An 18,959-nucleotide genomic window follows, 5' to 3' on the forward strand; every position below is an offset into this window, starting at 1 on the left:
ATGGACGTACGCGACTGTCGGTCCAGGGACGGCCCGGAAGTCGATGCGCCGCGACGGCGTGCGGATCACTCCGGAGGCGCTGGCCGGTCCGGCCGCGCACCGGCGGCGGCCTGCGGCCAGGCGATCATCCGGCTGACCGTCTCCACCCAGGCCGCCCGGACGTCGGCCGGACGGTCGCCGACGAGGCTGCTCACCCGGGCGTCGATGCTGCGGCCGTCGCAGACGACGGCCTCGAATCCCAGCCGGCACAGCAGATGCCGGATCTCGTCGAGCGGCAGCCCGGCCTCCAGCAGGGGCTGGACCAACCAGTAGGTCTCCTGCTCAGGGGCGAAGGGCTCCACGGAAGACCTTCGTCCGCTGCCGGCGATGCGGATGCACCCTCACCGGGCGGCCCCCGCGGTCACTCGACCGGCAGCCCCGTGTAGTTCTCGGCGAGCTCGCGGGCCGCGGCCTCCGACGAGCAGACCCGCTGCAGCTGCGAGAGCTGCAGCTGTGCGTCGAAGTCGTCGCCGGAGCGGTGCAGCATCGAGGTCATCCACCAGGAGAAGTGCGTGCACCGCCACACCCGCCGCAGCGCGGTGTCGGAGTAGGCATCGACGAGGTCGGTCCGCTTCTCCCGCAGGAGGCGGGTCAGGGCAGTGGCCAGCAGGGTCACGTCGGCCACGGCCAGGTTCAGCCCCTTGGCGCCGGTCGGCGGCACGATGTGCGCGGCGTCCCCGGCCAGGAAGAGCCGGCCGCGGCGCATCGGCGCGCTGACGAACGAGCGCATCGGCAGGATCGACTTCTCGGTGACCGGGCCCGTGGAGACGTCCCACCCGTCCAGGCGGAGCCGGCGGGAGAGGTTCTCCCAGATCCGGTCGTCGGACCAGCTGTCGATCGAGTCCGACGGGTCCACCTGCAGGTACAGCCGGGAGACCGACGGCGAGCGCATCGAGTAGAGCGCGAAGCCCTCGGGGTGCCAGGCGTAGACGAGCTCGTCGGTGGCCGGTGCCGCGTCGGCGAGGATGCCCAGCCACGCGTAGGGGTAGGTGCGCTCCCACCGTCGGCCGTCCGTTCCCGCCGTCACGACGGGCCGGGAGACGCCGTGGAAGCCATCGGTCCCGGCGATGACGTCGCACTCGAGCGCCTGCGGGGTGCCGTCCGCGGCGGTGAAACGGATGCGCGGTGAATCGCCGTCGACGTCCTCGGGTCTCACGTCGGAGACGTCGAACAGCAGCGGCGGGCCACCGTCGAGCTGCGCGGCGACGAGGTCCTTGACCACCTCGGTCTGGCCGTACACCCACACCGTGCGGCCGCACAGCGCCGGGAAGTCGAGGGTGTGCCGGGTGCCGGGGTACTGCAGGTGGATGCCGCGGTGCTCCAGGCCCTGGCGGCGCAGCCGGTCGCCCAGCCCGGCGTCGGTCAGGGTGTCGACGGTGTGCTGCTCGAGGATCCCGGCGCGGATGCGGGCCTCGATGTGCTCCCGGGAGCGGTTCTCCAGGACCACCGAGTCGATCCCGCGCAGCGCCAGCAGCCGGGACAGGAGGAGACCGGCGGGGCCGGCGCCGATGATGCCTACCTGGGTGCGCACCCGACGAGCATGAGCGCCGGGGCACCGTCCGCGGAACGGTTCTGCTCGCTCAGTGGAACTCCAGCGAGCGCGCCAGCTCCCGGCCGATGCCCCGTGCCGCCATCTCCAGCGCGGGCACCATGCGGGCCAGGTCGCGGCGCTGCGGCGGCACCACGATGCCCAGAGCGGCGACCGCCAGGGGTCCGCCGCGCCGCTCGACCTGCACCGGGACGGCGATCGATGCGGCGCCCGCCGACATCTCCTCGCACGTGCGGGCATAGCGGCGCCGGCGGATCTCGGCCAGCTCCAGGGAGAGCCGTTCCCGGTCGACGACGGTGTGCCGGGTGACCGGCCGCAGGTCGCGGAGGACCTCCTCCACCACGTCGTCGGGGGCCGCCGCCAGCAGGACCTTGCCCACTCCGGTCGCGTGCAGCGGCAGCCGGCTGCCCACCTGGCTGACGATCGGCACGGACACCCGGCCGGACACCCGCTCGACGTACAGCGCGTGGTGACCCTCGCGGACGGCCAGGTGCACGGTGTCGCGGACGGTGGTGTGCAGGTCGAGCAGGAAGGGGGCCGCCACCTGCCGCAGCTCCAGCTGCACGGGTGCGAGCAGGCCCAGGTCCCACAGCTTGCGGCCGATCTCGTAGCGCCCGTCGGGCCGGCGGACGAGCGCGCCCCAGTCGGTCAGATCGCCGAGGAGCCGGTGCGCCGTGGTGAGCGGGGTGCCCGAGCGCTCGGCGATCTCCGAGAGCGACAGCCGTGGGGCGTCGCCGCCGAAGGCGTCCAGGATGCCGAGCGCGCGCGAGGTCACCGACCGCCCCGGAACGGCGCTGCGACCGGCCACGCGGCTCCTCCTCCCGTCCAGTGGAACTCTGGGCTTGGGCAGCCTAGTCACCGGGTCGTACCGTCCGGGCATGACCGGGACCACATCGACCGGTGGCCTGCACCTACCGCGGTACCTGCACGAGCCGGACGCGACGCGGACGCCCGTCGGTTTCCCCGACTACAAGAGCACCGGGCTCCGCGCGCCGCTGCGGACGCCGGTGGACCTGCCGCACCGCCTGACGGAGATCACCGGCCCGGTGCTGGGCGAGGACCGGGTGACGTCGCAGGACGCCGACCTCACGCTGCGCAACGGCGGTGAGGCCGTGGGACAGCGGATCCTGGTGTACGGGCGGGTGCTCGACAGCGACGGCCGCCCGGTGCCCGACGCGCTCGTCGAGGTGTGGCAGGCCAACGCCGCCGGCCGCTACCGGCACGTCGTCGACAACTGGCCGGCGCCGCTGGACCCGCACTTCGACGGGCTGGGCCGGGTGGTCACCGACAGCTTGGGCCGCTACGAGTTCATGACGATCAAGCCCGGCGCCTATCCGTGGGGCAACCACCACAACGCGTGGCGCCCGGCGCACATCCACTTCAGCCTGTTCGGCCGCGCCTTCTCCCAGCGGCTGGTCACCCAGATGTACTTCCCGGACGATCCGCTGTTCGGCCAGGACCCGATCTACAACGCCATCCCCGCGGCGGCGCGGCACCGGGCGATCAGCCGGTACTCCCTCGAGCGCACCCAGGACAACTGGGCGCTGGCCTTCGAGTGGGACGTCGTGCTGCGCGGCACGGACCAGACGCCGTTCGAGACCGACGACGACGGAGATGTGGCGTGAACCCGCTGGACGTCCCGCCGGATCCCGCCGTCCCCTTCCAGCCCCGCTCCGGCCGGCGCGGCAGCGGCTTCCTGACCGGGCCGTTCCGGCTGGGTACCACCCCGAGCGCCACGGTGGGCCCCTACCTCGCCATCGGGCTGACCTGGCCGGACGGCATCTGGGCCGCGGAGGAGGGCACCGAGGGCGGCATCTGGATCCGCGGTCGGGTGCTCGACGGCAACGGTGTCATCGTCCTCGACGCGATGGTGGAGACCTGGCAGGCCGACCCCGACGGCGGCTTCCCGTCGCCCGAGGACCCGCGCGGTGCCGCGTCGTACCCCGGCTTCCGCGGTCACGCCCGGGCCCAGACGCTCAGCGGCGAGTTCGGCATCTACACGCTCAAGCCCGGCCGCGTGCCCGACGGCGAGGGCGGGCTGCAGGCCCCGCACATCGACGTCTCGGTCTTCGCCCGCGGCATCCTCGACCGGGTCGTCACGCGGATCTGCTTCGCCGACGAGGTGCAGGCCAACGCCGAGGACGCCGTCCTGCGCGGGTTGCCCGAGGACCGGCGCAACACGCTGCTGGCCATCCCCGCAGACGACGGTTACCGGCTGGACATCCGCCTGCAGGGCGACGGCGAGACCGTGTTCTTCGCGGTATGAGCCGCTGCGCCGCCTGCCGGTCCGGTAGGAACGAGCCGTGACCGGCCTCTTCGACGGGACCTTCGCCCGCGGCGACGCGGCCGCAGCCGTGTCCGACGCCGGCTGGATCGACGCGCTGCTCGATGTGGAGGCCGCGCTCGCCCGCGCCGCGGCCGGGCTCGGGCTCGTGCCGACCACCGCGGCCGACGCGGTGACCCGTGCCTGCGCCGAGCCGGCCGGGCTGGACCTGGCCTCGGTGGTCGCCGCCGCCGCCGACGCCGGCAACCCGGTGCCGCCGCTCGTGCGGGTGCTCAGGTCGGCGGTGGGGGAGCGGGACGCGGTGGCGGTGCACGTGGGCGCGACCAGCCAGGACGTGCTGGACACGGCGCTGGTCCTCCTGGCACGCCGGGCGCTGGCCGCGATCGTCCGCGACCTCGCCGGTGCCGCCGAGGTGGCCGCCGGACTCGCCCGCGCGCACCGGGACGACGTCGTCATGGGTCGCACGCTGATGCAGCAGGCGCTGCCCACCACGTTCGGGCTCAAGGCCGCCGGCTGGCTCAGCGGGCTCGACGGCGCCCGCGCCCGGCTGCGTGCCGTCGACGGGTCGCTGCCGGTGCAGTACGGCGGCGCGGTCGGCACCCTCAGCGGGCTCGACGGGGCCGGCGTGGCCCTGCGCACGGCGCTCGCCGCGGAGCTGGGGCTGGCACCCACGCCGGTCGCCTGGCACACCATGCGGCTGCCGATCGCCGACCTGGCCGGTGCGCTGGGCGCGGCCGCCGGCGTCGTGGCTTCCGTCGCCCTCGACCTCGTCCTGCTCGCCCAGACCGAAATCGCCGAGGTCGCCGAGATCAGCGAGCACCGCGGCGGGTCGTCGGCCATGCCGCACAAGAACAACCCGGTGGCCGCCATCTCCGCGCGCGCCTGCGCCCGCCGGGCACCCGGCCTGGTCGCCACCCTGTTCGCGGCGATGGAGCAGGAGCACGAGCGTGCCGCGGGCGCGTGGCACAGCGAGTGGCCGACCCTCACCGACCTGCTCGCGACCGTCGGCTCCGCCACCGCCTGGCTGGCCGAGAGCCTGGCGTCGCTGCAGCCCGACGTCGCCCGCATGGCCGCGACCGTCGCCGCGGCGGACGCACCCGCGCTGGCCGCGGCGGCCACCGAGGCGCTCGCCGCCCGGCTGGGCCGCGGCGCCGCGCACGAGGCCGTCGCCGCCGCCGCCCGCACGGCCCGGGAAACCGGCCGACCGTTCGCCGACCTGCTCGCCGAGCGGGGGGACCTCGACCCCGCCGACCTGCGGGCCGGCCCCGACGTCGGCGAGGCCGGCACCCAGGTCGACGCCGTCCTGGCCGACCACGACGCACGCACCGGAGGCTTCCCATGACCGCTGTCGACGTCTCCTACACCGAGAGCGGGCCGGCCGACGCGCCGGTCGTCGTCCTCTCCAACTCGCTGGGCGCCACCCGGGCCATGTGGCACTTCCAGGCGCCCGCGCTGGCGGAGCGGTTCCGCGTGGTCACCTACGACGGGCGAGGGCACGGGGAGTCGCCCGCGCCTGGGGGGCCGTACACGATCGACGACCTGGTGGACGACGTCGTCGCGCTGCTGGACCGGCTCGGCGCCGAGCGCGCGCACGTCGCCGGGGTCTCCCTCGGCGGGATGGTCGGTCTGCGGATGGCCGCCCGCGAGCCCTCCCGGGTCCACCGGCTGGCGGTGCTGTTCAGCTCGGCCAAGGTGGACCCGCAGGGCTTCCTCGACCGGGCCGTGCTGGCCCGCGAGGGGGGCACCGCGCAGTTCGCCCCGGCGGTCGTGTCGCGGTGGCTGACCCCCGGGCACGCTGCGGAGCACCCGGAGCTGGTGGCCCGGCTGGAAGGGATGGTCGCCGGGGCCGACGACGAGGGCTACGCCGCGTGCTGCGAGGTGGTCGCCGGCATCGACCTGCGCGAGGACCTGGGCCGGATCTCCGCGCCGACGCTCGTCGTGTCCGGCGCCGAGGACCCCGCCCTCCCGCCGCCGCACCAGGAGCTCATCGTCGCGGGCATCCCCGGCGCCGAGCTGCGCACCGTGAGCCCGGGCGCGCACCTGGCGAACCTGGAGCGCACGCTCGAGGTCACCGGCGCGCTGCTGGGTCACTTCGACGCCGACGGCAGCACCCGGTGAGCGAGCTGCCCGACACCGACCAGGCCCGCCGCGAGGCAGGGATGCGCACCCGCCGCGAGGTGCTCGGCGACGCGCACGTCGACCGCGCGGTCGCCGGCACCACCCCGTTCACCGCCGGCTTCCAGGACTTCATCACCCGGATCGCCTGGGGTGACGTGTGGCAGCGACCAGGGCTGTCCCGCCGCGACCGCAGCCTGCTGACCCTCGGCATCACCATCGCGCTGCGGCACTGGGACGAGTTCGCCCTGCACGTGCGGGCCGCGGTGAACAACGGGCTGAGCGACGAGGAGATCGGCGAGGCGATCCAGCACGCCGCGGTCTACGCCGGTGTGCCCGCGGCCAACCACGCGTTCAAGGTGGCCGGCCCGATCCTCGCGGAACTCCGCGGCTGAGCCCGTCGAGTGTCGGCCTGCTGTCTCTTCCCGGTGGAGGAGACGACAGCAGGCCGACAGTCGGCGCAGCCCTGTGGACGACGAGCCGGGGATCTCGCCCGGATTCGGCAGGCTGCGGGGATGCCTGTGGCCCCGCGCCGCCCCGCCGCGCTCCGCGGACGGGTGTTCCGCGGTTCCGCCGTGCTCGCCGCCGGGACGCTCTCGCCGGGTGAGCTCCGCGGTCCCGCCTGGCGCCGGCTCTTCCGGGACGTCTACGCCTGTGCTGACCTCCCCCTCACGCACGAGCTGCGGGTGCGGGCCGCGGCGCGCCTCCTCGTTCCGGGGGCGGTCGTCAGCGGAGCGAGCGCGGCCGTGTTGTGGGGGCTGCCCGTCGCTGAGCGGGACGACGCCGTCGAGCTCACCGTCCCACCCGGCTCGACGGTCTGCCGGGTGCCTGGCATCCGCGTCCGCCGGCGCCATCTCGACCCCGCGCACGTCACGGTCCGGAACGGCACCGCGGTGATGACGGCCGATGCAACCGTCGTCGACCTGGCCCGCGCCGGGACGCTCGAGGACGCGGTGGTACTGATCGACCGCGCCGTGGACCTCGGCACGACGAGCTTGGCGTGGGTCCGCGACGTCGCCGAGACCACGACGGGGCGCGGCTGCCGGCAGGCCCGTACGGCGGCTCGGCTCGCCGACGGGCTGGCCGGGTCACCGCAGGAGACCCGGCTCCGACTCCTGCTGCACCGGTCGGAGCTGCCGCGGCCGGTCGCTCAGTACGAAGTCCGGGACGAGGCCGGTTTCGTGGCGCGGGTCGACTTCGCCTGGCCCGAGGCGAAGGTGGCCGTCGAGTACGAGGGGTTGTGGCACGGCGAGGCGCCGCAGCAGGTGATCGCTGATCGGCGTCGGCTCAACCGACTGACAGAGGCTGGTTGGACGGTGATGTTCGTGACCGCGGCCGACCTGCGCCGGCCTGCGGAGATCGTCGGCCGCATCGCGACGGCGCTGCGCCGATGAACTGAGTGTCGGCCTGCTGTGCTTTCCCGGTGGGGGAGACGACAGCAGGCCGACACCCGAGCTCAGACGGTGGCGGGGAGCGGCATCTCCCGGACGTCGTCGGCGACCGTGAGCTGGGCACCGGTCGCGGCCACCACCTCGTCGGCGGTCACGCCGGGCGCGGTCTCCCGGAGCACCAGGCCGCCGGGGGTGACGTCGATGACGGCGAGATCGGTGATCACGCGGTCGACACAGGCCTTGCCGGTGAGCGGCAGGGTGCACTCCTCGACGATCTTCGGGGAGCCGTCGCGGGCGACGTGCTCCATCATGATGATCACCCGCCGGGCGCCGTGGACGAGATCCATCGCGCCGCCCATGCCGTTGACCATCTTGCCGGGGATCAGCCAGTTGGCGAGGTCGCCGCGGGGGTTGACCTGCATGGCGCCGAGGACGGCGACGTCGAGGTGCTTGCCCCGGATCATCCCGAAGGACAGCCCCGAGTCGAAGAAGCTCGCCCCGGGCAGGACGGTGACCGTCTCCTTGCCGGCGTTGATCAGGTCGGGGTCCTCCTCGCCCTCGAACGGGTAGGGCCCCACGCCCAGGACCCCGTTCTCCGAGTGCAGGACGACGTGGATCCCCTCGGGGACGTAGTTCGGCACCAGCGTCGGCATCCCGATACCGAGGTTGACGTACTGGCCGTCCTCCAGCTCGAGGGCCACCCGGGCGGCGAGCTGCTCGCGGTTCAGGGCCATCAGGCTGCTCCCTCGGTCGCTTCCTCGCCGGCGGCGGCCGGGGCGGCGAAGTCGTCGGTGCCGGCCGCCGGGCGGGGCCGGGTGGTCCGGTTCTCGATCTGCTTGCCCTCGCTACCCACGACGACGACGCGGTCGACGAAGACCCCCGGGAGGTGCACGTCCTCGGGCCGGATCTCGCCGGGCTCGACGAGCTCCTCGACCTCGGCGATGGTGATCCGGCCGGCCATCCCGGCCAGCGGGTTGAAGTTCCGCGCCGACTCGTGGAACACCAGGTTGCCGTGGCGGTCGCCCACCGCGGCGCGCACGAGGCCGAAGTCGGCGGTGAGCGCCGTCTCCAGCACGTACTGCTGACCGTCGAAGACCCGCACCTCCTTGGGCTCGCTGGTCTTCACCACGTTGCCGTCGGCGTCGTAGCGCACCGGGATGCCGCCCTCGGCGACCATCGTCCCCACGCCGGTGGGCGTGTAGAAGGCCGGGATGCCGGTCCCTCCGGCGCGCAGCCGCTCGGCCAGCGTCCCCTGCGGGGTCAGCTCGACCTCCAGCGCCCCGGAGAGGTACAGGCGGGCCAGTTCCTTGTTGCCGCCGACGAAGGAGCTGATGGTCCGGGTGATCCGTCCGGCGTACAGCAGCACGCCCAGCGCCTGGTCGTCGACACCGCAGTTGTTGGAGATCGTCGTCAGCCCGTCGGCGCCCTGCGACAGGAGCGCGTCGATGAGCGCGAACGGCACCCCGCACAGCCCGAATCCGCCGACGGCGAGCACGGAACCCGAGGTGATGTCGGTGACCGCCTCGGTGGGCGAACCCACGAGCTTGTCCACGTCAGCCCTCCCGTTCGACGGGGGTGGGAGGCGCGGCCTGCCGCGCGTGGTCCGTGTGCGTCCGATCCACCAACTGCTCCCATCGGTCGGGCTGCGGGGCCCCAGTATCCATCCCGACCGGGCCGTGCCCGACGTGCGCGCACCACTGGGTGGAATGGTCGCCGCACCCATCCGGTGGGAACCCGGCCGCGGCGAGCGCCGTTGCGCGGGCATGGAACCGACCTGCCGAAGTGCCACGGCACCATGCGGAACCACGAGCGCAACGGCGTGCACGTCGACCAGTGCTCCGACTGCCGGGGGATCTTGCTCGACCTGGGCGAGCTCTTCGGCTGAGCGGCCCGCTGCGCCTCAGCGCAGGATCGTGGTGAGGCGGACGCTCACCGTGCTCCCGCCGGGGTGGTGGTCCCCGCCGGCGATGTCGACGTGGTCGCACAGCTGGCGCGCCAGCCACAGGCCCATCCCGCCGCGGGACAGGTCGCTGCCGTGGGCCGGCCCGTAGCCGGCGAACGGGTCGTCCCAGCCGGGGCCGCCGTCGCTGATCGTGCAGACGATCCGGTCTGCGCCGGTCCACAGCCGGAGGCTCACCGGCGGCAGCCCGTGCCGTACCGCGTTGGAGGCCATCTCGTCGACGGCCAGCAGGAAGTCGTCGACGGGTTCAGCGCCGGCCGGCACCCCGGCCAGCTCCGCGGCGACGGCGTGCCGCAGCCCGACGAAGTCGCTGACGTCGGCCGCCGCGAGCCGCGGGGGCGTGCGCTCGAGCGGCTCGTCGGGGATCGGCAGCGTCCGGAGGTAGGTCGCGGGCTCGGTGTAGGAGGGACTGGGGACGCGGCCGTCCGCCGTCACCAGCCCGCCGTGGGTACGGCCGGCGGACTCGAGGACCGAGTCGGGGAGCTGCTGCGTGTCGAAGGCGCACAGCCCCCAGAGGTCCCAGCCGGAGAGCGCGCGGTTGACGACCGACTCGTAGCGCTCCCACTCCAGCCAGTCGCGCTCGGTGCGGCCGTAGTCCGCTTCACCCACGACCCCCACCCGCCGGGCGCCCGCGGCCGTGCACTGCTCGGCCAGCCGGCGGAAGGTCGTGATGGCCTCGGGCGTGCGCGGGCGGTAGACCGCGTGGCGCTCCACCACCTGCAGCCGCGGATCGTCGTCCAGGGCCTCGCTCAGGGCCGCGGCCGTGTCGGGCCGGGTGGCGACCACGGCGGCATCGCCCTCGGCCAGCCCCGCCCGGAGGAAGGGCGCCGCCAGGGCGACCAGCTGCTCGGTCGAGTCGTACAGCAGGGCGTCGTGGGGGAATCCTCCGGGGGCGGGGTGGCCCGCCCCGCCCGTCGCCGTCCAGTCCACCCGTGCTCCCGCTGTCCCCGCTGTCCCCGCCCGGCTGCGCCGGTCTCCTGGTCCACGGTAGGGCAGTGCGGGGGACCGCTCGGCCCGGAGGGCCGGACGCCGGTCGTCGGCGGCGCGGACGCCGACCGGCGCGGCACAGTGGAGGACGTGTTCGACGTCGACTGGATGGAACTGCTCACCCGCGAGGTGCTCCGCGAGCGCGGGGCCGCACTGATCGCCGAGAGCTGTGCCTGGGCCGTGGGCCTCTCCGACCGGCCGTACTACCGCCGGCACTCCGGCCGGCTCGCGCCCAGTGGCCTGACCGTCGGGGAGCGGGCGGCGAACGGGCAGCCGCTGGGTGATGAGGAGGACGGCCGGGTGGACCTCGGGGACGCCCGGCCCGGCAGTTTCCGGGACGCGCTGGGCATGGCCGGCCCGGACGGCCGGCTGGAGGCCGAGCGGTTCGACGACGAGGTGCTGGTGCCGTTCGTGGCAGAGACCTGCCGGCTCGCCGGGGACCGGGCCCGGACCGCCCGGCGGGCGGACTGGGCGGAGCTCGCCGACGACCTGGGCGAGGACCCCGCGGACGTGGCCGACGTGGTCCGGGCCGGCGGCTGGGAGGCGCCGCTGCGCATCGACGCCGAGCACCTGGTGCTGGCCGCGCTGGGGGACGTGCCGCTGATCGAGGTGGAGGCCGAGGGGCTGCCGCTGTCGCTGGTGCGGGCGGCCGAGGCGGCGGCCCGCGCGGCCGTGCCCCCGCCCGCTCGGGGGCCGGACGACAGCCTGGCGGGCGCGCTGTTCCTCGCCCGGGCGGCCCTGGAGGACTCCGGGTGCACCGTGCCGGTGCCGTCCGAAGAGGCCGACCTGCTGCTGGCCGCACTCGGGGAGGCCGGCCTGGAGCCCGACGAGGTGACGAGCGTGGTGCCGCACCTGCCGGTGGAGGAGTCGACGATCACCCGGATCGCGGCGACGCTGCCCAGCGGCCAGGATGGGCACACGGACGGGGACCGACCGAGGAGCGCAGGATGACCGACCCGAACATCCAGGCACAGCCCGAGGACGCCGACGAGGGTTCGCACGCGAGCGTGGGGAAGGACCCGGCCAGCCCAGGTGGCGGCCGGACCGGCGGCGAGACCTCGGTCGACGAGGCGATGGGGCAGGAGCCGGGCGACCCCTCCTGAACCCAGCGCCACCGGGTCGGTCAGACCTCGTCGACGGCGAACGTGCGCGACGGCGTCACGAACTCCTCCTGCGCGGACACGAGCAGGATCTCCCGTGACCGCGCGTCCTCGGTGCGCTGCAGCAGGCCGAACACCGACGCCGCCGCGCGCCCCAGCGCGTCGGCCGCGGACCGGGTGCGCAGCCAGTGCGCGAGGAACAGCGCCGCGATGGCGTCACCGGCGCCGTTGACCGCCACGTCCAGCCGCGGAGTGCGCACCCGCCAGTGCCGCCCGCCCTCCGACGCCAGCAGGTCCACGGCGTCAGCGGGGGTGTCCTCGGCCACCAGCGAGGTGGTGAGCACCACGCGAGGGCCCAGGGCCTGCACCGCGGCGGCGGCGTCCTTCACCGAGGCCAGCGAACGGGTGGTCGTGCCGGAGAGCAGATCCAGCTCGTAGTGGTTCGGCGTGACCACGTCGGCGGCCGGCACCGCGACCTCGCGCATGAACTCCTCGATGCCCGGCCGGACGAAGACCCCGCGGCCGACGTCACCGATGACCGGGTCGCAGCAGTAGACCGCCTGCGGGTTGGCCGCCCGGACCCGCGCCACCGTGCCGACCACGGCGTGCCCGATGTCGGCCGATCCCAGATACCCCGACAGCACGGCGTCGCAGCCGCCCAGCACGCCCCGGGCGGAGATGCCCTGCACCAGCTCGTCGATCGACTGGCCGTCGTAGACCCGGCCGGTCCACTCCCCGTAGCCGGTGTGGTTGGAGAACTGCACGGTGTGGATCGGCCACACCTCGATGCCGAGGCGCTGCAGGGGGAACACGGCCGAGGAGTTGCCGACGTGGCCGTAGGCGACGTGCGACTGGATGCTGAGGACGGCGGTCACGCGAGGAACCCTGGCACATCCCGGGCCGGTTCAGCCGGTGGTGTCACCTGCGGCCCGCGGCAGCGAGAGCTCGACGTGCGGGCGGGACTGCCACAGCGCCCAGTCGGCGCTGATGTCGCCGGCCGTGCGCAGCAGGTGCGGCAGGTGCTCGCCCAGCAGACGCTCGGCGGAGGTCTCGGCCGCGTGCACCGTCACGTTCATGGCGGCGCGCACCACGCCGTGGCGGTCCCGGACGGGCACCGCCACCGAACGGACGCCCGGTGCGAGTTCTTCGTCGGCCAGCGCCCAGCCGCGCGCCCGGACCGAGGTGAGCTCGGCCTGCAGCTGCTCGGCGGACCGGCCGGTTCCCGGCGGCAGCCCGGCCCGGCTCCGCTCGGCGAGGGTGGCGGCCAGCTCGTCGGGGGAGAGGGCGGCGAGCAGCACCTTGCCCTGGGAGGTCTGTGTCGCGGGGAAGCGGGTGCCGATGTCGACCCGCAGGGCGATCAGCTTGGGCACCGCCACGCGGGCCACGTACACGATGTCGGAGCCGTCGAGCTGGGCCATCGACGAGGACTCCCCGGTACGCGTCACCAGCGTCTCCAGGTGCGGCCGGGCGATGTCCCAGAGTCCCAGTGCCCCGACGTAGGCCATCCCCAGGGACAGCACCTTGGGGGTGAGGGAGAACGTCCCGTTCGCCGACCGGACGAAGCCGAGCTCCTCCAGGGTGAGCAGCAGCCGGCGGGCCGTCGGGCGGGCGAGCCCCGCCGCGGCGGCCACCTCCGTCAGCGACATGGTGGGGTGCGCCCGGTCGAAGGCCACCAGGACGTCCAGCCCCCGCGCCAGGGCCTCGACGAAGTCGGGGCCGGTGCCACGTCCTGCCACGGCAGATCCCTCCGGTCGCTGACTGGTGGCGAGACCGGCGACCTCGCACGTCCCCGTCGGGGAAGCGGTGCGAGACCGCCGGTCCTTCGTCAGTGGTGCCTGGTCGACTGCGAGCCCGCCGGTCGCTCCGTCTCCATGTGCTCCTCGAAGACGGGCTCCCGGGCGGTGTGGGTGCCGTGGGACCTGTACTCGGTGTACTGGTAGGGGTTGTCGAGCATCTCGGTGCCGGGCAGGTCGGGGTACATGCCCGCGGCCCACGCCTCCTCGCCCAGGGCGGCGCGCAGGTGCTCGACGGTCGCGTCGGCCTCCCGCCGCACCGCGGCCAGGTCGACGTCGACCAGCCGGTGCGCGTGCTTCACGACCCGGCCGTCGACCAGGACCGTGTGCACGTCGCCCCGCTGGGCCTGGAAGGCGACGTGCCCGAACGGGTTGAGCAGCGGGAACGACACCGGGGAATCGTCGTTCCTGATCAGCACCACGTCGGCCTTCATGCCCGGCTGCAGGGTGCCCAGGTCGTCGCGGCCGAGAGCCAGCGCCCCGCCGCGGGTGGCCCACTGGACCACGTCCTGCGCCCGCAGCTGGAGGTGGGTGACGGTGTCGCCCTCGAGGTGGGCCTCGAAGTGCTCGCGTGACCGGTCGGCGCCCAGGGTGGTGCGCATCGCCGAGAACAGGTCACCGCTCCACCACACGCTGGTGTCCATCGACAGCGACACCGGGATGCCGTGCGAGCGCACCTGCCAGGTGGGCGGGTAGCCCTGGCCGGCGCTCTGCTCCGACTCCGTGGACACCGAGATGGAGCCTCCGGTGGCGGCGATGCGGTGGTAGGAGTCCGGGGTGAGGCTGGCCGCGTGCACGTAGACGGTCTCCGGTGTCATGAAGCCGTGCTCGTGCATGAGGCGGACGCCGTCGTCGTTGGTCGCGCCCCAGACGCCGGCGTGCGTGGTGACCGGCAGGCCCAGCTCCCGGGCCACCTCGAAGGCCGCCTTCTCCGGAAAGGCCGGGTCCCCGGTGACGTCGAAGGCCAGCTGCACGCCCATCCGGTCGTCGCCCGCGTCGCGCAGCCGCCGCAGGAAGGACTGGACGCCCGCGTCGGCGGTCCACTCCCACGGGGCGGCCTGGATGTTGCCGTAGGCCAGCACGAACCGGCCCGGCACGGAGCGCAGCGCGTCGACGGCGGACTCGGCGTGGTCGACGCTCTGCAGGCCGTGCGACCAGTCGACGGTCGTGGTGACCCCGGCCTCGAGGGACTCCAGCGCCGAGAGACGGTTGCCGGCGGCGACGTCCTGCGGCCGGAACTTCTTGCCGTGCTCGAGGTAGTACCAGACGAAGTACTGGGTGAGCGTCCAGTCCGCCCCGTAACCGCGCATGGCCGTCTGCCACATGTGCCGGTGGGTGTCGATCATCCCGGGCATCACGATGCCGCCGCGGGCATCGATCTCCTGGGTGCCCTCGGGTACCTCCAGGGCGGGCCCGACGGCGGCGATGCGGTCGTCGACGACCAGCACGTCGGCGCCCTCGAGCACCGTGCAGCTGTCGTCCATCGTCAGCACGGTCCCGCCGCGCAGCACCACCGGACGACCGGCCACCGGAGTGGGCTCGGACTGGGTCATCGTCTCCTCCTGGACGTCGTGGCCGCTGCTCCGGACAGATGTCCGCTCAACGGACCTCCGCTGCGGCCTCGGTCACGATGGCGCGCGGGGAGCTGTGGTGTCAACCGCTCCGGCGGACACCGCGCGGCGTGCCGGCCTCGTGTTGACAGCCCTCCAGGCGACGCACGAGACTTCCTGGCCAGCTGCGGACGACCGTCCGCGATCGACGTGACGAGGAGCCGACCGCCGATGAGCGCCGAGGTGACCGAGCCGGACGACCCGGGGACGACGACGGCTCACGGCCCCCTGTCCGGGCTGCTCGTGGCCGACTTCTCCCGCATCCTCGCCGGTCCCTACGCGACCATGCTCCTGGCCGACCTCGGAGCCGAGGTGATCAAGGTCGAGGGCCCGCACGGTGACGACACGCGCACCTGGCAGCCGCCCGTCCGCGAGGGCGTGTCCACGTACTACATGGGCGCCAACCGCAACAAGCGCTCCATCGCCCTCGACCTCAGGGACCCGGCGGACGCCGAGGCCGCCCGGGAGCTGGCGCGGCGGGCCGACGTGCTCGTGGAGAACTTCAAGCCCGGTGGCCTGGCCCGGTTCGGCCTGGACTACGACTCGGTGGCCGCGACCAACCCCGGCGTGCTGTACGCCTCCATCAGCGGCTTCGGCAGCGGCCCCGGTGGCGCTGCGCTGCCCGGCTACGACCTCATCGTGCAGGCCATCTCCGGGTTCATGAGCCTGACCGGCGACCCCGACGGCTCGCCCTACCGGGCCGGCGTCGCGCTGTTCGACGTCATGGCCGGCCTGCACGCCACGATCGGCGTGCTGTCCGCGCTCAACCACCGGCACGCCACCGGCCAGGGCCAGCACGTCGAGGTCAACCTGCTGTCGTCGGCGCTGTCGGGGCTGGTCAACCAGACCAGCGCCTACGTCGCGGGTGACGTCGTCCCCTTCCGCATGGGCAACAGCCACCCGAGCCTGTTCCCGTACGAGCCGCTGCCCTGCGCCGACGGCGACCTGATCATCGCCGCGGGCAACAACGGCCAGTTCCGCCGGCTGGTCGAGGTGCTCGGGGTGCCGGAGCTCGCCGACGACCCGCGGTTCGGCCGCAACGAGGACCGCACGGCCAACCGGGACGAGCTGCGGCCGCTGCTGGTCGAGCGGCTGCGCACCCGGAGCAAGCAGGAGTGGTTCCGCGACATCATCGCGGCGGGCGTGCCGTGCGGGCCGATCAACACCATCGACCAGGGGATCGCCTTCGCCGAGGAGGTGGGCTTGGACCCGGTGGTGCAGGTGGGCCAGGGTGGCGACGCCGTCCCGTCGGTCCGCAACCCGATCACCTTCTCCGCGACGCCGCCGGCCTACCGGCTGCCGCCGCCGGACCTGGACGAGCACGGTGCCGAGGTCCGCCGCTGGCTGGCCGAGCCCGAGGAGGGGACGCGATGAGCACGCCGGAGTACCCGACGGCGCTGGGCGCCTCCAGCCTGGAGTCGATCACCCTGCTCGGCAGCGACCTGGCGAACGACGTCATGGGCGAGGTCGGCTTCGGTGAGCTGGCGTTCTGGCTGGCGACCCAGCGCCGGCCGAGCCCGGGGGAGACCCGGGTGTTCGAGGCGGTGCTGGCCGCGCTCGCCGACCACGGCTTCACCCCCACCGCGATCGTCGCGCGGCTGACCTACCTGTCGGCCCCCGACTCCATCCAGGGGGCGCTGGCCGCCGGCCTGCTCGGCGGCGGTTCCCGGTTCCTGGGCGTGACCGAGGACTGCGGCCGCTTCCTGCACGGCGTGCTCGCACGCGTGGACGGCGCCCTCCCCACCGACGACGCCGGCTGGGACGCCCTCGCGCTGGAGACGGTGACCGCGCAGCGCGCGGCCGGCCGCTTCGTGCCCGGGCTGGGCCACCACGTGCACAAGCAGGGTGATCCGCGGACGCCCCGGCTGTTCCAGATCGCCACCGAGGAGGGCCGCTACGGCCCGCACCTGTCGCTGTTCGCCGCGATCGGCCGGGTGCACCCGCAGGTGCTCGGCAAGCAGCTGCCGCTCAACGGCGCCGGCGTCTGCGGGGCGGCCCTGGCCGACCTCGGCCTCCCGCTGGAGCTGCTGCGCGGCTTCGCACTGCTGGCCCGCACGGCCGGGCTGATCGGCCAGCTCGCCGAGGAGCTGCGCTCCCCGGTGGCGAACGACGTGTTCCTGTCCGTCGACCTGAACAACCGCCCGGTGGCACCCGACCCGTTCGTGCCGGCGGCGTTGCCCGGCGCCGGCGCGGACGACTGAGGGCACCGGTCGTGCGCGCCGCCGTCCTGCACGTGCCGGGGGAGACCCCGGAGTTCACCGAGCACCCCGATCCGCGGCCGGAGCCGGGCGCGACCGTCGTCCGCGTGACGGCCGCGCCGCTGGTGCCGCTGGACCTGCTCTGCGCCTCGGGCGCCTCCTACTTCGGTCGTCCGGCGACGCCCTACGTGCCGGGCGTCCAGGGCGTCGGGGTGGTGGAGAGCGGCGGGCACCTGCCGCCGGGCAGTCGCGTCTGGTTCGCGACCGCCGCCGGCATGGCGCCGGGCGACGGCAGCCTCGCCGAGCGCTGCGCCGTCCCGGCCGACGACCTGGTGCCGGTGTCGGCAGAGGTGCCCGACGCCGCGCTCGCCGCGCTGGGCCTGTCGGCCGTCGCTGCCTGGATGTCGCTGACCTGGCGCGGCGGGCTGCGGGCCGGCGAGCACGCGCTGGTGCTCGGCGCCGGGGGCGCCGTCGGCCAGGCGGCCGTCGGCGCGGCCCGGCTGCTCGGTGCCGGACGGGTCGTGGCGGTCGCCCGGTCGGAGCAGGCGCGTGAGCGCGCGCGGGCAGCGGGCGCCGACGAGGTCGTCGCCCTCGAGGGGGACGCCGATGCGCTGGAGGCCCGGTTCCGCGAGGCGCTGGGCGGTCGCCTGGACGTGGTCGTGGACCCGGTGTTCGGTGTCGCGGCCACCGCGGCGTCGCGGGTGCTGTCGGCCGGCGGCCGGCTGGTGAACCTCGGCGGCGCCTCGGGGGACACCGCCGTCCTCTCCTCCGCCGTGCTGCGCGCGAAGTCCGCCGCGGTGTTCGGCTACACGAACAACGCCCTCACCCCCGGGCAGCGCCGGGAGGCGCTCACCGAGATCGCCCGGCACGCCGCAGCCGGCGGCCTGGCGGTCGCCCACGAGCAGGTACCGCTCGCCGAGGTCGCCATGGCGTGGCGCCGCCAGGCGACCGGCGACCCCGGCGTCCGGCTGGTGCTGACGCCATAGCACGAGCACGACCCCCGCGGAAGCCGTGGGGAGGAGTCGCGCGGCCGGGAGCCGACCGCGCCGGACGGCAGGAGGACGCCGTGCAGCTGGTCACGGAGGAGAACATCACCGACCTCGCGGTCGAGCGCTGGGCCACCGCCCGCGACCCCCGCCTGGCCGAGGTCATGACCGCACTCGTGCGGCACCTGCACGACTTCGCCCGCGAGGTACGGCTGACCGAGGACGAGTGGATGGCCGCGGTGCAGTGGCTCACCGCCACGGGCAAGATCAGCACCGAGAAGCGGGAGGAGTTCATCCTCGCCTCCGACGTGCTGGGCCTGTCCATGCTCGTCGTCCAGATGAACCACCGGCTGCAGCCGTCGGCCACCCCGGCCACGGTGCTGGGGCCCTTCCACATCGAGGGATCGCCGGAGCTGGCCTACGCCGAGGACATGTCCGACGGGCTGCCGGGCGTCCCGCTGTTCCTGCACGGGCGGGTGACCGACCTCGACGGCGCGCCGGTGGCCGGCGCGGTCCTCGACGTCTGGCAGTCGGACTCCGAGGGGCTCTACGAGTCCCAGCTGGCCGAGGTGGACGAGGCCCGGCTGCGGGCGAAGTACGCCACCGACGACGCCGGCCGCTTCTGCGTGCGCACCATCGCGCCGCTGGGTTACTCGATCCCCATGGACGGGCCGGTCGGCGCCCTGGTCGAGCGCACCGCGATCAGCCACTTCCGGCCGGCGCACATCCACTTCCTGATCAACGTCCCCGGGTTCGAGCCGCTGATCACCCACCTGTTCCAGGAGGGGGCGCAGTACCTGGACAGCGACGTGGTGTTCGGCACCAAGCAGGAGCTCGTGACGGCGTTCGAGGCCCGGGAGCCGGGGACGACGCCCGACGGCGGCTCGATCGATGTGCCCTGGCTGGAGTCGCGGTACGACTTCGTGCTGCAGCGGCAGGCCTGACCC

General features: G+C 74.4%; 22 protein-coding genes. 13 read left to right on the forward strand and 9 right to left on the reverse strand.

Annotated features, from left to right (window positions below):
• Positions 1-65: 65 nt before the first annotated feature.
• The 3 genes from QOZ86_RS14060 to QOZ86_RS14070 are packed head-to-tail and all read right to left on the reverse strand — an operon-like array spanning position 66 to position 2,396.
• Positions 66-341 (reverse strand): hypothetical protein, encoded by a 276-nt coding sequence (locus QOZ86_RS14060; protein ID WP_284492600.1) that lies wholly within the window; start codon positions 339-341, stop codon positions 66-68.
• Between the two features lie 59 nt (positions 342-400).
• Entirely contained in the window at positions 401-1,570 is a 1,170-nt protein-coding gene (locus QOZ86_RS14065; protein WP_284492601.1) for a 4-hydroxybenzoate 3-monooxygenase, read from the reverse strand.
• A 49-nt stretch (positions 1,571-1,619) separates the two neighbouring features.
• The gene (locus tag QOZ86_RS14070; protein WP_284492602.1) at positions 1,620-2,396 is read right to left on the reverse strand and encodes an IclR family transcriptional regulator; all 777 of its coding nucleotides are present in this window, start codon (positions 2,394-2,396) and stop codon (positions 1,620-1,622) included.
• Between the two features lie 70 nt (positions 2,397-2,466).
• On the opposite strand from QOZ86_RS14070, the gene pcaH reads away from it, so the two are divergent.
• The 6 genes from pcaH to QOZ86_RS14100 all read left to right on the forward strand — a co-directional run bounded on the left by pcaH (position 2,467) and on the right by QOZ86_RS14100 (position 7,381).
• Positions 2,467-3,213, forward strand: coding sequence for a protocatechuate 3,4-dioxygenase subunit beta (gene pcaH, locus QOZ86_RS14075; protein WP_284492603.1), 747 nt, complete (start codon positions 2,467-2,469; stop codon positions 3,211-3,213).
• The gene (gene pcaG, locus QOZ86_RS14080; RefSeq protein ID WP_284492604.1) at positions 3,210-3,854 is read left to right on the forward strand and encodes a protocatechuate 3,4-dioxygenase subunit alpha; all 645 of its coding nucleotides are present in this window, start codon (positions 3,210-3,212) and stop codon (positions 3,852-3,854) included. The genes pcaH and pcaG overlap by 4 nt, the downstream gene beginning before the upstream one ends.
• A 37-nt stretch (positions 3,855-3,891) precedes the next feature.
• Positions 3,892-5,214 carry a 3-carboxy-cis,cis-muconate cycloisomerase gene (pcaB, locus tag QOZ86_RS14085; RefSeq protein WP_284492605.1) on the forward strand — a complete coding sequence of 441 codons (1,323 nt, stop codon included), beginning with the start codon at positions 3,892-3,894 and terminating at the stop codon, positions 5,212-5,214.
• A complete protein-coding gene (locus QOZ86_RS14090) occupies positions 5,211-5,990 on the forward strand; it encodes an alpha/beta fold hydrolase (RefSeq protein ID WP_284492606.1) in 780 nt (259 codons plus the stop codon). The genes pcaB and QOZ86_RS14090 overlap by 4 nt, the downstream gene beginning before the upstream one ends.
• On the forward strand, positions 5,987-6,382 hold the full coding sequence (pcaC, locus tag QOZ86_RS14095) for a 4-carboxymuconolactone decarboxylase (protein ID WP_284492607.1): 396 nt from the start codon (positions 5,987-5,989) through the stop codon (positions 6,380-6,382). Before QOZ86_RS14090 ends, pcaC begins: the two co-directional genes overlap by 4 nt.
• Before the next feature lie 120 nt (positions 6,383-6,502).
• Positions 6,503-7,381 (forward strand): hypothetical protein, encoded by an 879-nt coding sequence (locus tag QOZ86_RS14100; protein ID WP_284492608.1) that lies wholly within the window; start codon positions 6,503-6,505, stop codon positions 7,379-7,381.
• A gap of 62 nt (positions 7,382-7,443) precedes the next feature.
• On the opposite strand, the gene QOZ86_RS14105 is transcribed toward QOZ86_RS14100, so the two are convergent.
• Together QOZ86_RS14105 and QOZ86_RS14110 are read right to left on the reverse strand one after the other, a co-directional pair.
• Positions 7,444-8,112, reverse strand: coding sequence for a CoA transferase subunit B (locus QOZ86_RS14105; protein WP_284492609.1), 669 nt, complete (start codon positions 8,110-8,112; stop codon positions 7,444-7,446).
• Complete coding sequence (locus tag QOZ86_RS14110; protein WP_284492610.1) at positions 8,112-8,930, reverse strand: CoA transferase subunit A; 819 nt, start codon at positions 8,928-8,930, stop codon at positions 8,112-8,114. The genes QOZ86_RS14105 and QOZ86_RS14110 overlap by 1 nt, the downstream gene beginning before the upstream one ends.
• 174 nt (positions 8,931-9,104) lie before the next feature.
• Between QOZ86_RS14110 and QOZ86_RS14115 the strand changes: the two genes are divergently transcribed.
• The gene (locus tag QOZ86_RS14115; protein WP_284492611.1) at positions 9,105-9,263 is read left to right on the forward strand and encodes a TFIIB-type zinc ribbon-containing protein; all 159 of its coding nucleotides are present in this window, start codon (positions 9,105-9,107) and stop codon (positions 9,261-9,263) included.
• A 15-nt stretch (positions 9,264-9,278) separates the two neighbouring features.
• Here QOZ86_RS14115 and QOZ86_RS14120 read toward each other — a convergent pair whose 3' ends face one another.
• The gene (locus QOZ86_RS14120; protein WP_284492612.1) at positions 9,279-10,268 is read right to left on the reverse strand and encodes a sensor histidine kinase; all 990 of its coding nucleotides are present in this window, start codon (positions 10,266-10,268) and stop codon (positions 9,279-9,281) included.
• Positions 10,269-10,415: 147 nt separating this feature from the next.
• On the opposite strand from QOZ86_RS14120, the gene QOZ86_RS14125 reads away from it, so the two are divergent.
• Positions 10,416-11,276 carry a hypothetical protein gene (locus tag QOZ86_RS14125; RefSeq protein ID WP_284492613.1) on the forward strand — a complete coding sequence of 287 codons (861 nt, stop codon included), beginning with the start codon at positions 10,416-10,418 and terminating at the stop codon, positions 11,274-11,276.
• On the forward strand, positions 11,273-11,428 hold the full coding sequence (locus tag QOZ86_RS14130) for a hypothetical protein (RefSeq protein WP_284492614.1): 156 nt from the start codon (positions 11,273-11,275) through the stop codon (positions 11,426-11,428). The genes QOZ86_RS14125 and QOZ86_RS14130 overlap by 4 nt, the downstream gene beginning before the upstream one ends.
• Positions 11,429-11,448: 20 nt before the next feature.
• Here the strand turns inward: QOZ86_RS14130 and pdxY are convergent, their stop codons facing one another.
• The 3 genes from pdxY to QOZ86_RS14145 form a co-directional block, all read right to left on the reverse strand.
• Positions 11,449-12,300 carry a pyridoxal kinase PdxY gene (pdxY, locus tag QOZ86_RS14135; RefSeq protein ID WP_284492615.1) on the reverse strand — a complete coding sequence of 284 codons (852 nt, stop codon included), beginning with the start codon at positions 12,298-12,300 and terminating at the stop codon, positions 11,449-11,451.
• Between the two features lie 30 nt (positions 12,301-12,330).
• Positions 12,331-13,161, reverse strand: coding sequence for an IclR family transcriptional regulator domain-containing protein (locus tag QOZ86_RS14140; RefSeq protein ID WP_284492616.1), 831 nt, complete (start codon positions 13,159-13,161; stop codon positions 12,331-12,333).
• An 89-nt stretch (positions 13,162-13,250) separates the two neighbouring features.
• Positions 13,251-14,771 (reverse strand): amidohydrolase family protein, encoded by a 1,521-nt coding sequence (locus QOZ86_RS14145; RefSeq protein ID WP_284492617.1) that lies wholly within the window; start codon positions 14,769-14,771, stop codon positions 13,251-13,253.
• Between the two features lie 228 nt (positions 14,772-14,999).
• Between QOZ86_RS14145 and QOZ86_RS14150 the strand changes: the two genes are divergently transcribed.
• From QOZ86_RS14150 to QOZ86_RS14165, 4 genes are all read left to right on the forward strand, one after another.
• Positions 15,000-16,202, forward strand: a complete 1,203-nt coding sequence (locus QOZ86_RS14150; RefSeq protein WP_284492618.1) for a CaiB/BaiF CoA transferase family protein — start codon at positions 15,000-15,002, stop codon at positions 16,200-16,202.
• A complete protein-coding gene (locus QOZ86_RS14155) occupies positions 16,199-17,029 on the forward strand; it encodes a citryl-CoA lyase (protein ID WP_284492619.1) in 831 nt (276 codons plus the stop codon). The genes QOZ86_RS14150 and QOZ86_RS14155 overlap by 4 nt, the downstream gene beginning before the upstream one ends.
• An 11-nt stretch (positions 17,030-17,040) precedes the next feature.
• Positions 17,041-18,012 carry a zinc-binding dehydrogenase gene (locus tag QOZ86_RS14160; RefSeq protein WP_284492620.1) on the forward strand — a complete coding sequence of 324 codons (972 nt, stop codon included), beginning with the start codon at positions 17,041-17,043 and terminating at the stop codon, positions 18,010-18,012.
• An 80-nt stretch (positions 18,013-18,092) separates the two neighbouring features.
• Complete coding sequence (locus tag QOZ86_RS14165) at positions 18,093-18,956, forward strand: dioxygenase family protein (protein WP_284492621.1); 864 nt, start codon at positions 18,093-18,095, stop codon at positions 18,954-18,956.
• Positions 18,957-18,959: the final 3 nt, after the last annotated feature.

This window comes from Blastococcus capsensis (assembly GCF_030165005.1).
Lineage (GTDB): Bacteria > Actinomycetota > Actinomycetes > Mycobacteriales > Geodermatophilaceae > Blastococcus > Blastococcus capsensis.

What these genes read in the sequence shown, in the direction of transcription:
- pcaH (WP_284492603.1), top strand. Translation starts at nt 2,467, where the DNA reads ATGACCGGGACCACATCGACCGGTGGCCTGCACCTACCGCGGTACCTG.
- QOZ86_RS14090 (WP_284492606.1), top strand. Translation starts at nt 5,211, where the DNA reads ATGACCGCTGTCGACGTCTCCTACACCGAGAGCGGGCCGGCCGACGCG.
- QOZ86_RS14100 (WP_284492608.1), top strand. Translation starts at nt 6,503, where the DNA reads ATGCCTGTGGCCCCGCGCCGCCCCGCCGCGCTCCGCGGACGGGTGTTC.
- QOZ86_RS14105 (WP_284492609.1), bottom strand. Translation starts at nt 8,112, where the DNA reads ATGGCCCTGAACCGCGAGCAGCTCGCCGCCCGGGTGGCCCTCGAGCTG.
- QOZ86_RS14130 (WP_284492614.1), top strand. Translation starts at nt 11,273, where the DNA reads ATGACCGACCCGAACATCCAGGCACAGCCCGAGGACGCCGACGAGGGT.
- QOZ86_RS14145 (WP_284492617.1), bottom strand. Translation starts at nt 14,771, where the DNA reads ATGACCCAGTCCGAGCCCACTCCGGTGGCCGGTCGTCCGGTGGTGCTG.
- QOZ86_RS14150 (WP_284492618.1), top strand. Translation starts at nt 15,000, where the DNA reads ATGAGCGCCGAGGTGACCGAGCCGGACGACCCGGGGACGACGACGGCT.
- QOZ86_RS14155 (WP_284492619.1), top strand. Translation starts at nt 16,199, where the DNA reads ATGAGCACGCCGGAGTACCCGACGGCGCTGGGCGCCTCCAGCCTGGAG.